Raw genomic sequence first — 12,737 nt, forward strand, 5'->3', positions numbered from 1 at the left:
CAAGGTTGACCGGTTGACCACGGCTCTCACGGGGCGGGATTGCAGGCGACAGGCGGCACCAGTTGCAGGTTGCTTCTGTCACCGGAGACCGGACCGAGCTTGCCGCCTTTTCCTCTCGAACGTCCGGAAATGCCGATGAGCGTGCGCACAGGGCAGTACGTCCGCGACTTCAGTCGAGAGTCAGGCAGAACGGGTGTCCGGCAGGGTCGATAACCACACGAGCCCTTGCGCCCGCTGGCTGGTGTTCCGGCACGGTTGCTCCCAGCGCCTGCCGCGGCAGCTTCGAGGGTGGTGGTTTTCTCTCCGTATCCGGCCGAGTGTGCAGCATATCGGTACCGGCAGACACAATGCAGAACATGGAAAACGGTGATCACAAGGACGCGGCCCAGCCCTCCCCGGCTGCGAACAGATGGACGGTGGGTTTGACCTGCGCCGCGATCGTCGCGACCGGCTACCTCATCGCCTGGCTGCTGCACGAGCCGGAGCCGTCGGAGCCCACGGCTCGGGCCAAAAACTCCTATGTCACTCCGCCGGTCGCGTTTCCGGTGCAGATCCCGGGTTGTGATGTCGTGGAACCTCCACGGCAAGGGCAATCGTTCGGGATGGTTCACTCCGACACGGATAGATACGACAATCCGTCCTATCCGTGGTTCTCCGGTCCCAAGGCCCTCGCGATGACGCAGGCGCTGCAGGATGCGCTGCCCGGTGATATCGAGATCGCCTTCGCCTCGCTGCGGGACTCGCTGGTGTTCCAGCCGATCCTGGGGGATCCCGCGCAGAACAAGGGATTCGGCGGTTGGACCAGGGCGAACGCCACGCTGCTGCGCGGTGATCGAGCGGGCGCGCTATCGGTGACCGTGCGCCAGTCCACCACGCCGATTCCACCGTGCGTCGCCGGCGATCTCGATGAGCGGCGGCACCTCCCCGACGGCACGATCGTCGATACCGATGACACGTGGTCGGAAAGGAATGGGGTTCGCACCCTTTCGCGCGACGCCACCGCTTATCTGCCCGACGGATCCGTCGCCTACGCGAACGCCACCGATCAAGCCGCTGACGGCAGCGGCCGTACCCGAGCCCTCCCCCTGGCCATCGACGAGCTCGTCGCGCTCGTGGCCGAACCCGAACTGCGCATCAGCGCACCGGTACCGCCCGGAACGCCGAACCCGCCCGAGCGCTGCCTGCGCTTCTCGAAATCCGGCCCGGTGATCGATCAGGTCCAAGCTCGTCGATGGGACGAGGTACTGGCGCAGATTCCGCTCGAAGGTGTGACCCTGGACCGGCCGCTGGGGGCGCTGCTGCCAGGGGAAATGGGCGGCGGCGTGTGCCAGACGGTTCGAGTAACCACGCCCGGCTGGCAATCACGGTTGAGCGTCGTGGTCAGCACCGGGCAACCCCTCCCGCAGGGGCCCGATACGTCGTCGTACGACGGCGCGACGCGGCGGCTGCCGGACGGGGCGGTGGTCGAGTCCAGCGAGCGGCGAGGCCCGCTGTCCCGCACCGTCACCGTCACTCGCCGGTCCGGGGTGCAGATCCAGGTCAGCTCCACCGATGCCTCCGTTGAGCCTCTGCCGTTCACGGTGCTGGAGGAGATCGCCCTGGATCCGGGACTCGAGGGGTCGCGATAAGGACGATCCCCGGGCTGCGCGATCTCGTGCTCGCCACCGCGAGGGGCGTAATCACCAGCGCCGGTGCGGTGGTGGTCCTCTCGCAACCCGAGGACAGTACGCGCAAGATCACCAGAACCACGCGGATTCCGCTCCGGGTTCCGCCGTCAGTTCCTGCCGGTATCAACCGAGTCGGACCTGCACAGTGAGCGCGGTGGGCGGCGAGGCCGCATGCGGCGCAGGAACATTCACTATTGCTGCAACCCGGGAGTTTCGAACCAGCCTGTGCGGACAGGTCGAAGATCGACATCCTGAGCGACTTCCGGCGCCGGTAGTGCGCGCTCATCAGCGTAAGGCGTTCTGCATCGCACTCATCCAAGCTGACTTCAGTCAGGGCGAGTGAGCGATAATGCCGCGACCCGAGCGAATTCGGGTGGTGTTCTGGGCATCGTGGAGCATGGGTACTTCATCGGATATCGACGTCACCTTCGCCGGTGACGATCTCGTACTGCGGCTGGCCAGTGCGGCCTACCTCGCCCGGTTCACCGGCAGCTCCCGCATCCATTGCGGATCGGATCTGCGCCTGTACTTCACTTGGTGCACCGAACGTCATCTCCTACCGCTGTTAGCGGTGCGCGCCGAGATCGAACGGTACGTGCGGTGGATGCAGGAGACCCGCCGATTCAAACCCTCCACCGTCGCCCGCCGTACCGCGGTAGTGACCGGGTTCTACCGCACCTGCGTCATCGACGGCGTCATGGACCACTCACCGGCCGAGTACGTCCGCCGACCCCGAGTACCGAACGAATCACCGACACTAGGACTCTCGCACCTACAGTTCGAAGCACTGCTCACCGCCGCACGCGATTCCGCGAACCAATTCGACTTCGCACTCGTAGCAATGCTCGGACTGCTCGGATTGCGGATCTTCGACACCTGCAAATCCGACGCCGAGGACATCGGCGAGGAACACGGCCACCGCGTACTGCGCGTAGTCGGCAAGGGCTCGAAGCTCGTTCTGATCCCGTTGCCGCCAGCGGTCGGACGAGCGATCGACCGCGCCACCGGTGACCGCGACCACGGGCCGATCCTGCTCAATACTCGAGGACGGCGCATGGATCGGCCTTGCGTCACACGACGACTGCGCCGCCTGGCCCAGGATTCGGCGATGCGGCTACCCCGGATGCACCCGCACATGCTGCGCCACACCTTCGTCACCACCATGCTCGACGCCGGAGTCGACCTACGAGACGTTCAAATCGCTGCCCGCCACGCCGACCCTCGCACCACCATGCGCTATGACCGTGCTCGGACCAATCTCGACCGCCACCCGAATTACATCCTCGCCGCCTACATGGCCTCGGGCACATAACAACTCAACACGCGCACATGCCGATGAGCGTGCATATCTCGGGCGGCGCGTGCGGACCCGGCACTACGCAGTTCCGCCGATCGAGTTGCCCGCGCATGTCTTCGGCAATGTTCATCAGGGTCGGGCGGTGTAAGCGGAGTACTGCCGTGCACCTTCACGCTCCAGCCAGGTGGTGAAATCCAGCAGTTCCGGATGGCATCGCCGCAGCGCCACGATGTCGGCATTCCAGCCTCCGCCCTGGTTGGCGAACCGGTAGCCGGCGAGGGCGTCGGGGTCCTTGTCCGACAATGCTTCTCGTGGGATCGCTCGGTATTCGATCGATTGTCCGAGGGACCGGCTCATGGCCTCGGTGATCTCGGTCATGGTCAGCTCGTCGCCCGCCAGTTCCACCGCGGCTCCGATGTATTCGTCCGGGTGAGTGAAAGCCCGTGCAGCGAAGACACCGATGTCGGTACCCGCGATCAGCTGCACGGGTACGTCCGGATGGATGACATCGGTGAGTACTCCCTCGCGCAAGCCGAAGCGGGGGTCGAGCTGGTTCTCCATGAAGCGCACCGGGCGTAATGCGGTGGTCGGCAGGCCGAGCCGAGTCGAGTATCTCTCCAACTCCGCCTTGCTCTGCCAGCGGCGAATGCCGTGATCGGCGTCCGCAGCGCCGACCGAGGCGTAAACGAAGTGAGCAACACCCGCTGCCGCGGCCGCATCCGCGACATTGCGGCCGAGCCTCAGTTCATCGTCGACGGTGAAGCCGGGAGGTGTGCCAGGGTAACCCGCGGTCGGTTGCACGCTGAACACCCCGTGAACACCCGCCGCCGCCGTATCCAGCGTGGTTCGGTCGCCCATATCGCCACGCGCCAGTTCCGCACCCGCCTCTGCCAACACCCGAGCACCCGCCGTGTCCGGGTCACGCACCAGCGCACGCACCCGCCAACCCGCCGCCAGCAGTGCGCGAGCCGTTGCGCCACCCTGGGTGCCCGTCGCTCCGGTAACCAACACGATGTCCGACATCGCAGCCTCCTCGAATAGCGCTGTTCGCCTGTATCGGCAATAAGTGGGGATTGTCCCCGTTTAACCGTCGGCTACAATACGGGGACTGTCCCCGTATTGCAATCGGAGTGTAATGACACCAGCCCCGAGCAGACCGGCCCGCGCCGACGCGCTGCGCAATTACGAGCGGCTCATCACCGCCGCCACCAGTGCCTTCGCCGAACACGGCCCGCAGGTGCCGCTGGACGACATCGCACGCGCCGCCGGGGTCGGCAATGCCACGCTCTACCGCCATTTCCCGACCAGACAGGCACTACTGGAAGCGGTCCACCGCGACCACATAGAGGCACTGGTCCACCGAGCCGGCGACTTGGCCACGGCACACGCCCCCGCCGAGGCGCTCAGGTTGTGGCTCGACACCGTTGTCGCACAGGGCAGCGCCACCCGCGGCCTCGCGGCCTCGCTGCTCGCAGTCATAGGCACATCGACCGAATCTTGGTGCCGGAAAGAAATATTCGCCGCGGCAACGGGCCTTTTGCAGCGCGCTCAGGACGCGGGCGAGATCCGTTCCGGGCTGACCGCACCCCAGTTACTGAAGCTCGTCAACGCGATAGCCCTTGCCACTGAAGGAGATTCGGACCGAGCCCAGCAAGCCCACACACTGCTGGACTTCCTCTTCGACGGCCTTCGCGTCCAAGCGTGACACTCTGCACGCGACAGTTCGCCACGTTGTCGAATGTGCCGGCCTGGTAGAGCCGCCTGTGGTCTTGGTGATCACCAGCAGCCGGTTGTGGCGTTGATCATGGCGACCAGGTAGACCAGTGCGGCGATCTGGTCATCGTCGTAGTGCTTGCGCACCAGGAACTCCCGCCGACTCACAGCAAAGATCTCACCGTGACGGACATCGCCTTCGACTCAGCAATTGGGCGGGAAACATCCTCTTCTGCCGCATGTCGCGCGTTCGCGAACGTCCGCATCTGCCGAATACCGGAGGTTTCGATGTTTCCAGGAACTCCCGCGAACATCATCTATTGTGGTCCAGCAACTCGTAGTGATCAGTTCTGCCGGGCCTGAACTTGGGCGCTGATCCGGTTGGTGGGCAGGTCGGCGACGGTGCGTGGTTCGCGGCCCAGAAGCTCGCCCAGGAGTGGGTCGGTGTCGGCGGGAGCAGGCCTTGCCGGGTTTCCGGTGGTAGCCGGACGATTCACCGACATTGTCTGGCAGGGGCTCGATCGCCGTCGGCTAGATCGAACTGTCGTTCCGGTGGTCGGTCCATGCGGCCACCGCGCGCCGCGGGTCAATCGGATGCGGGCCGCAGATTGTTCATGAGCAGCCCGAGGGTGAACTCGAACCGGTCGTGTCCGGTCCCGGAGATCAGCTCGGCGGCATGGCGTCGAGTCAGCGGGAATTTCTCGGCGGGCAGTGCGGTGAAGCAGTCCAGCAGTTCCTCGTGGCTGAGCACCCATTCCTGATCCTGGCGTTGGCGCCGTTGCTGGACCAGCGACTGCTCCAGTGCATAGGCGCTGACGTAGAGGGACAGCGCGTCGCGAGCCCATCCAGCCGTCCTCGGTTCGATGCCGCCTGTGAGCAGGATCGCCAGGATTCCTTCACCAACCCGCAGCGTTTCCAGATTGGTCGAGACCGTGGCCAGCGCGGCACGTGAGATGCCGGGGTATTTCAGGTACAGGTCGCGGATCTGCGTGTACACCCCGAGCAGCTGCGCACGCCATCCGGCCGGGTCCGGTTCGGGGAGCACGATCTCGGAGTAGAGCCTGCCGATCAGCAGATCGTCGATGTCGTCCTTATTGACGATGTGTGCGTACAGCGACGACGGACCGGTGCCGAGCACTGCGGCGACCCGGCGGATGGTCAGGGCGTCGTATCCCTCGGTGGCGACGACTTCCAGGGCGGCGTCGGTGATCCGTTCGGCTGTGATCGGCGTCTTGCCTCGCGCCGGCGCGGCGGCCTCTGCTGCGGGTTGGGCGTGGCGAGCTGCGCGGCGTTGGCGAGGATCGGCGGGCATGTCGGCCACTATAGCTTGACGCGAACTAAGTTCGTCCAGTAGAACTTAGATCGCTATAACGAACTAAGTTCGTACCGATGGTCCGGAGGTGTGCGATGCGAGTTTCCGTTGTCGGAGCCGGTCTGGGAGGTCTGGCTCTCGCGCAGGGTCTGCGTGGTGCCGGGATCGAGGCCGACGTGTTCGAGCGCGACCCGGGGATCGTCGCACGGTTCCAGGGCTACCGGCTCGTGCTGAACCTGACCGGTTTCCAGGCGGTGCGCGACTGCCTGCCGACGCGCTGGCACCCGCTGCTGGACGAAATCGTCATGGACGCCTCCGCCGAGCAGCTGATCCTGGACCCGCAACTGAACGAGATCGGCAAGCTCGGCGCGGGCCGGACCGGCATCGTGGTCGACCGGCAGGTGCTGCGAAACCTGTTGCTGACCGGCCTCACCGTGCACACCGATGCCACACTGACCGGCTACGACGTGCTGGCCGACGGCAATGTCCAAGCCCGGTTCGCCCGCCGTGACCCGGCCACCGCCGACCTGCTCGTCGGCGCGGACGGCGTCACCTCGGCGGTCCGCGGGGTGCTGTCGCCGCAGACAACCCCGACCGACACGGGCGTCCGGTTCGTCATCGGCCGCACCCCGCTGACCGACGAATTCGCCAACCTGTCCAAGGCCTACGGCTCGAAGATCACCGGCGACGGCGTCAGCCTGCTGCTCGGCGCGATGCGCTTCCGCACCCCGCCGAAGCAGGCCGCCGAACAACTGGCCCCCGAAGTCACGCTGCCCGACATCGGCGACTACGTGCGCTGGGCCATGATCCTGCCGCCGAACGGCTCGCTGGAGGACGTGACCGCGCAGGACGCCGTGTTGTCCAGGATGGAAGGCTGGCACCCGGAGCTGCGCGCGCTGATCGAACAGGCCGACCCGGACAACAGCACCCTGCTGTCCATCCGGGTGGTCGAGCCCGGTGCGCGCTGGGCGTCCGGCCCAGTCACGCTGCTCGGCGACGCGATCCACGCCACCTCCCCGACCGGCGGCAACGGCGCGAACACCGCGCTGCGCGATGCCGATCTGCTGCGCCGCTGCCTGATCGAGGCCGACGAAGGCCGTCGGGATCTGCGCGGCGCGGTCGACGACTACGAGCGGCAGATGTTCGAGTACGGGTCGGAGGCGGTGTGCAGCAGTCTCGAGAAGCTGCCCGCCTTCGCCCCCGAAGCGAAACTGTCCTGAGGCCGAAATTTCACCTCGCGGAACAGCGGTGCGGTCCTCGCACCGAGGGACTCTCATGAAGCCGGTCGGAACGCACGCACATGCCGAGTTCAGGGCGTTCGCGGGAACGCGTGCACACGATCTCGGCTGCACCGATGAATTTCGGGTGGATCCGTCGTCGATTCCTCTGGATAGACCGAAAGACAGGAGTCCCGACATGACGAGACAGTTTCGATTCGGGGTCGTTGCCCCGCTCAGAACCGACCTGCCGACGTGGCGAGATCGCGTGCGCCGCATCGCCGACAGCGGCTACTCGACGCTGCTGGTGCCCGACTTCCCGCTTACGCAACCCGCGCCCGGGCCCATGCTGGCCACCGCCGCGGCCCTCACCGACCTGCGCGTGGGCACCTGGGTGTACGCCTCCCCACTACGCCCGGCCTGGATGACCGCGTGGGAAGCGCATTCGCTGTCGCTACTGACCGACGGCCGCTTCGAGATGGGCATCGGCACCGGCAGACCCGGAATCGAGGACGAGCTCCGCGACAAGGGACTGCCCGTCGTCCCGCCGAACGAGCGGCTGGCACAAATAGGTGAGACCGTCAAAGCGCTGCGCGATCTCGACGGCCCCGATCTGCACACGCCCGTGGCGATGGCCGTACTCGGTCCGAAGGCCCGGGCGCTGGCGGCCGAGGTCGCAGACACGGTCACCTTCGCGTTGGGCGATCAGCCTCGAACCGAAGTCGAGCGGCTGGCACACGACTTCCGCGCCGTTCCCGACATCGAGCTCGCGCTCGCCGTGCCGGTCATCGGCGACACCGTCGCGCCGCACATGGCGCCCCCCGACACCGACCCTGCTGCACTTCGCGCGGCGGACGCACTGACCATACTTCCGGACGACCCGGCCGCTGCCGCCGAGGAAATCCAGCGGCGACGGGAGGAGATCGGCTTCTCCTATTTCATCTTCGGCGCCGACTTCGCCGAAAGGTTCGCTCCGGTCGTCGCCGAACTCGCCGGACGGTAGTGGGCAGCGAGGATCCGTGAAGGTTCCGGATGGGGGTGCCGCGCCAGGCACCCGCCATGCCGCCTTCTTCCACGTTCGACCGACCGTGACTACCGCTGCCCCGGCCCATAGCGTGAACGTCGGCTTCTGCCGCATGGCGCGTGGTTCGAAACGACCGGCATGCCGCCAGCCCAGTACGCCCGGCTGTCGTGGGCTCAGCGTCCCGCGGCGGTGAGCTGGTAGTCCGCTTCGAGCAGCATCCACCCGCTCAGCTGTACCGAGAGATCGCGGCTCAGGTTCGCCGACGAAGCGGCGGACGAGCGTATGAGCGGGGGAAGGGTTCCCGGAGACTCCGGCACCGCGACCGCGCGGGTCCAGTCCGGACCGAACAGGGGTAGCCCGTCCACCTCGGCGCGGTTTTCCCAGGCCGCCCGCGCGGAAGCATGCACGATATTCGCGGCGGCGGTGTCGTCCAAGGCCAGTGCGGCTTCGGCGAGATACCTGGCGAGGATCCCCATGAAGAGCCCCGAGTCGTTCCCAGACGCCGCGGCGATCACCCCCGCGTCCGTGAGCCGGTCCTCGGTTGCGGCAACGAGTGCTGCCACGCGGCTGCGATGGCTCGATTCGCCGGTACGCACTGCCAGCTCGGTTTCCAGCCCGACGGTCACGCCCTGACTGTAGGTGTGGACGGTCCGGTCCACTCGTCCGCCGGGCTCATGGACACCGTCGAGGATCAGGCCGCTGTCGGTGTCGCGCAATCGGGTGTACAGGAAATCGGCAAGTTGGCGGGCGCGGGACAATTCGCCCAAACGCGCCATAGCGATACCGGTCGGACCGATCGCGGGGGTGTTGTAGAAATCGTCGCCGGACCGCCAGGGCACCGCACCGACGACCGGGTTCCAGCCTTCGATCAAGGCCGCCCGCAAGTCCCCGATGGCGTCGGCGAACCGGACACCGAGCAGGCGATCGGCGCGTTCGAGCGCCAGCGCCAGCCACGACATATCGTCGTAGTACCGGTTGGTCCAGCCGGTGAGATTCCGGGTCAGAATACCGCGTGCGAGGGCCACGACCCGGTCGACGCGTTCGGGAGTGCGGGTGCGGTACGCGGCGTCCACCGCACAGTCGAGAAGGTGGGCTTGCCACCAGTAACACCATCGCACGAACGACTGGTCCAGCAAGGATGCCGGCCAGACGAGCGCGCCCAACCGTATCCCCGGCTGCCCCCAGAGCGTGCGCACGTGCCGCTGCACGATCGCCTGTTCCGCCAGGTCAGCCCGCTTCCCGGGCTCCTCGGGGCCGACTGACACCTGCCGCGTAATCATCCCTGCCTGCGTCGGCTGCGCCATTGCGGTGAGTGCGATCGAGGCTCCGCCCGCCAACAACACACCGCGCCGACTGATCACCTTGTTCCGGCGATCCATCCGCTCGGACTCCCTTTACTGAACAACGATCACCGGAGCCGGAAACCGGCAGCTACACCCTATCCCGCAAAGACCACCACGGCGCGGCACCGACCGGGTGCGGGCGTCAACTGCCGAGCGGGGCTTCTGCCGCTCCACCTGAAATCTCTGATCTCCGAACCGATTCCGCAAAGGCAGGGCCTTGAGATATGCAGTGCGTGCGGCCATCCGCCTGCGTCACGGGCGGCGGTGCCCGGCGGTTCGGCGCCGCTCGGCGCGGTGGGTGAGCGCAGCGATGATGCGTTGCCATGCCGGTGACGCCTCGGAGATCCGGGAAGCGATCAGCTGCAGGCTCTCTGGTCGGCTGCTGTCTCGTTCGTGTTCGATCTCCCATGCGTCCAGGTCGTCGATGAGCCGGTCCAGGCGTGGATCGTGCGGATCCCAGTCGACTGCTCGATCGCAGGCCAGGTAGAGGCGTGTGGTCTCGAGGTCGTCGAGGCCTGCGGTCTTGTCCCGTATCCGCTGCGGCATGGCCTGCGGGTCCAGTGCCTGCAGCAGGATCCACGAGTCGCGCTCGAGCCGAACCCGCTGTTCGCTGACGCCGAGACTGCGCATCCGGTTCAGGATGGCGACCACCTCGGGAGGCAGGACAAGGCTTTCACCGCTTGCCAAATCGGCGATGCGGCTGCGGTATTCGGTGAGCTGGTCGATCTTGCGCTGCAATTCGGCGTCGATGTCGGTGATGGCCGAGGCGAATTCGCTCGGCTGGGCGTGCAGCAGCGCGTCGATACGGGCCAGCGGAACACCGGCGTCGGCGAGGGTCCGGATCCGGATGAGGTCCACCGCGGCTTGCGCGCTGTAGCGACGGTAGCCGGAGGCATCGCGCTCGGGCTCGGGTAACAGGCCGACGTGGTGGTAGTGGCGAACGGCGCGCACGGTCACGCCTGCGGTCGCCGCGAGCCGGCCGATGGTCAGCACCGTTCCCCTGTTGTCGTCGGACATGGTCGTGCCGAGTCTAGGGGGATGGCACGTCGGCGGAGCTTGCGGAACCGGCGGGGTGGGTGAACTCAGTGGCGCGCTACCCCGTCGACGACGTCGCGGATCGCCTGGACCACGGCATCGGGGCGGTCGAAGCAGAGCCGGTGGTGGAGGGTGTCGGCGAGGATGCGTTGTTCCCCGTGCGAGACCGCGCTCACCAGGGCGGCGTCCATTCTCGTCTTGGCGTCGTTCATCTCCGGCGAGGTCAGCGCCTGCTGGGTAGGGTCGTTGCCCACCACGGTGAGCGCGACCACCGGGACGTCAGGGATGCTCGGCCCCGCTCGCAGTTCACTGGCGAGGTCGGTCAAGGTGGCACGCTCGGCGATGCCGACCCGCGTCCATTCGTCGCTCACCTTGGCATCGATCAGTGGTTGCCGTATGTGCTCCGGGTAGTCCGCGAGCAACTCGGCGTGTATCTCGCGCAGGGCCGGGCGCATCTGTCGGAGCTGCTCCGGATCAGGTCCCATCTGCTCGACGGCGGCCAGACTCACTGTGGGAGGCATGAAGTCGTCCCAGTCCCGGTGCAGGACGTCCAAGCAGACCAGTCCCGCCACGTCCTGCGGATACAACTGCGCGAACCGATGCGCGTAGAAGCCGCCGAGGGAGTGTGCCGCGAGAACGTAGGGAGCGGTGACGTTCTGGGCGCGCAGCAGCTCGCGCAGTTCCGTGGCGACCGCGGCGGCAGTGCGCGGTAGCGCCAGGGAATCGCTGTAGCCCGTGCCGCCACGGTCGTAGACCACGGCGGTGGTGAATTGCGAAACCTGTTGCTGGACACCGAAATAGTCCAGGCCGACCGCGCTTGCGCCGGGCAGGAACACGACGGCCGGTCCGCCGCTGCCCGACCGATGCACGAAAACACGGCGGCCGTCGATTTCCTGGAACCCGCCGATCGGCGGAGCGAGCCGAGTCGAGGAAGTGATGTCATTCGTCATGTGACAAGACTCCAACCCTGACGCAGGGTCAGGGTCAATCCCTTCCGCCGCAGTACCCGAAACGTGCTGATCAACGCGCTGCCTGCGACAGATCGGATGGCTGAGTCCGGAAATTCGGTCGTGGATGCGGGGTGCCGCTGATCGGTTGTGAACCAACGGATCCCACGCGGTGAGAGAGCTGGACCGTGGATGCTTCGGGAGTCACCCGTTCATCCGTCCTGTGCTCGAAGACGAAGCCGCGCAGTACCAGGAAGCGCATAACGCCAACCGCCGCCATGATGGCGACCACGGCGCCCACCTGTGCGATCTCGCCGAGGCCGGGTGCCAAGAATTCGAGACCGGCCAGCGCTGCCGTGCTGATCAACAGGCCGATCAGCGCCAGCCCGCCGCCTTCCCACTGTGCGGTGAACCAGCCGACCCGTCCGGCCGCGTGGAAGGTGAGCTGCCGGTGCAGTTCGTTGGCGATCACCGTACTGACGATCGAGCCTGCGATATTGGCGACCAGCGGGCCGATCCCGTTCAGGGCCATGAACAGCAGGATGTAGGCAACGTTGCTGGACCCGCCGACCAGGGCGAAGCGGATCAGCTGGGCGAAGGCGTGATCACCGCGCAGATACCGCATCACGCGGGCGAGTCGCTCGAGCCGTTCCGTGCGCAGCATCGGGTAGCGGCCGACACCGATAGTCAGATCGATGCCATCGAGGATCGTCCTGTCCCCGTATGCCTTCCACAACCCGGAAACTGCAATTGCTGTGCTGTTCACATGAATACTGTCGCCAGCCCGGCTGATACCAACCTGACGCCAACCTGACACGCCCTCTGATGCGGTGTTCGGCCTCGTCACTGCGGACAAGTCTCGATGCCTGGCACCCACCGCCGACCGGAAGCGCGATGGCGATTGTCCCCGGTCGCCGAAGTCTTCGTCTCGAACGCATGTCGGAGCGATGAGTTCGGGGGCGGATCACGTCGGAACTGGCATGACTCGAATCATCGCCGACATCTCGGTCTCCCTCGACGGCTTCGTCACCGGGCCCGATCCCGGCCCGGACAACGGTCTGGGCACCGGTGGCGAGGCCCTGCACACCTAGGGCGTGTTTCATAAGTGCTGAGGGGTGATCGCCGCTGTCACGATTGCGGCTGAAAGTCGTTGCCGGAGTGGGTGTGTCGATGCCGTGAGAT

Annotated in this window: 12 protein-coding genes; 5 read left to right on the top strand and 7 right to left on the bottom strand. The window is 66.4% G+C overall.

Annotated elements, in window-relative coordinates:
- Window positions 1-169: 169 nt before the first annotated feature.
- On the bottom strand, window positions 170-358 hold the full coding sequence (locus ACIBW7_RS19685) for a VOC family protein (RefSeq protein WP_397048098.1): 189 nt from the start codon (window positions 356-358) through the stop codon (window positions 170-172).
- Here ACIBW7_RS19685 and ACIBW7_RS19690 point away from each other — a divergent pair.
- On the top strand, window positions 357-1,628 hold the full coding sequence (locus ACIBW7_RS19690; protein ID WP_397048100.1) for a hypothetical protein: 1,272 nt from the start codon (window positions 357-359) through the stop codon (window positions 1,626-1,628). The genes ACIBW7_RS19685 and ACIBW7_RS19690 overlap by 2 nt on opposite strands.
- A gap of 436 nt (window positions 1,629-2,064) precedes the next feature.
- A complete protein-coding gene (locus ACIBW7_RS19695) occupies window positions 2,065-2,979 on the top strand; it encodes a tyrosine-type recombinase/integrase (protein ID WP_397048102.1) in 915 nt (304 codons plus the stop codon).
- 114 nt (window positions 2,980-3,093) lie between these two features.
- Here the strand turns inward: ACIBW7_RS19695 and ACIBW7_RS19700 are convergent, their stop codons facing one another.
- On the bottom strand, window positions 3,094-3,987 hold the full coding sequence (locus ACIBW7_RS19700; RefSeq protein WP_397048104.1) for an NmrA/HSCARG family protein: 894 nt from the start codon (window positions 3,985-3,987) through the stop codon (window positions 3,094-3,096).
- A gap of 112 nt (window positions 3,988-4,099) precedes the next feature.
- On the opposite strand from ACIBW7_RS19700, the gene ACIBW7_RS19705 reads away from it, so the two are divergent.
- Window positions 4,100-4,669 (top strand): TetR/AcrR family transcriptional regulator, encoded by a 570-nt coding sequence (locus ACIBW7_RS19705; protein ID WP_397048106.1) that lies wholly within the window; start codon window positions 4,100-4,102, stop codon window positions 4,667-4,669.
- A gap of 594 nt (window positions 4,670-5,263) precedes the next feature.
- On the opposite strand, the gene ACIBW7_RS19710 is transcribed toward ACIBW7_RS19705, so the two are convergent.
- Complete coding sequence (locus ACIBW7_RS19710; protein ID WP_397048108.1) at window positions 5,264-5,989, bottom strand: TetR/AcrR family transcriptional regulator; 726 nt, start codon at window positions 5,987-5,989, stop codon at window positions 5,264-5,266.
- 95 nt (window positions 5,990-6,084) lie between these two features.
- On the opposite strand from ACIBW7_RS19710, the gene ACIBW7_RS19715 reads away from it, so the two are divergent.
- The gene (locus ACIBW7_RS19715) at window positions 6,085-7,209 is read left to right on the top strand and encodes an FAD-dependent oxidoreductase (RefSeq protein WP_397048110.1); all 1,125 of its coding nucleotides are present in this window, start codon (window positions 6,085-6,087) and stop codon (window positions 7,207-7,209) included.
- A 196-nt stretch (window positions 7,210-7,405) separates the two neighbouring features.
- Window positions 7,406-8,209 (top strand): LLM class flavin-dependent oxidoreductase, encoded by an 804-nt coding sequence (locus ACIBW7_RS19720; RefSeq protein ID WP_397048112.1) that lies wholly within the window; start codon window positions 7,406-7,408, stop codon window positions 8,207-8,209.
- A 194-nt stretch (window positions 8,210-8,403) separates the two neighbouring features.
- Here the strand turns inward: ACIBW7_RS19720 and ACIBW7_RS19725 are convergent, their stop codons facing one another.
- The 4 genes from ACIBW7_RS19725 to ACIBW7_RS19740 form a co-directional block, all read right to left on the bottom strand.
- Window positions 8,404-9,609, bottom strand: a complete 1,206-nt coding sequence (locus ACIBW7_RS19725; protein WP_397048114.1) for a glycoside hydrolase family 76 protein — start codon at window positions 9,607-9,609, stop codon at window positions 8,404-8,406.
- 216 nt (window positions 9,610-9,825) lie between these two features.
- On the bottom strand, window positions 9,826-10,590 hold the full coding sequence (locus ACIBW7_RS19730) for a MerR family transcriptional regulator (RefSeq protein ID WP_397048116.1): 765 nt from the start codon (window positions 10,588-10,590) through the stop codon (window positions 9,826-9,828).
- 65 nt (window positions 10,591-10,655) lie between these two features.
- Window positions 10,656-11,558 carry an alpha/beta fold hydrolase gene (locus ACIBW7_RS19735; RefSeq protein ID WP_397048118.1) on the bottom strand — a complete coding sequence of 301 codons (903 nt, stop codon included), beginning with the start codon at window positions 11,556-11,558 and terminating at the stop codon, window positions 10,656-10,658.
- A gap of 70 nt (window positions 11,559-11,628) precedes the next feature.
- Entirely contained in the window at window positions 11,629-12,321 is a 693-nt protein-coding gene (locus ACIBW7_RS19740; protein WP_397048120.1) for a GtrA family protein, read from the bottom strand.
- Window positions 12,322-12,737 lie beyond the last annotated feature (416 nt).

It is taken from the genome of Nocardia sp. NPDC049526 (assembly GCF_044465765.1).
In the GTDB taxonomy this organism is placed as follows: domain Bacteria; phylum Actinomycetota; class Actinomycetes; order Mycobacteriales; family Mycobacteriaceae; genus Nocardia.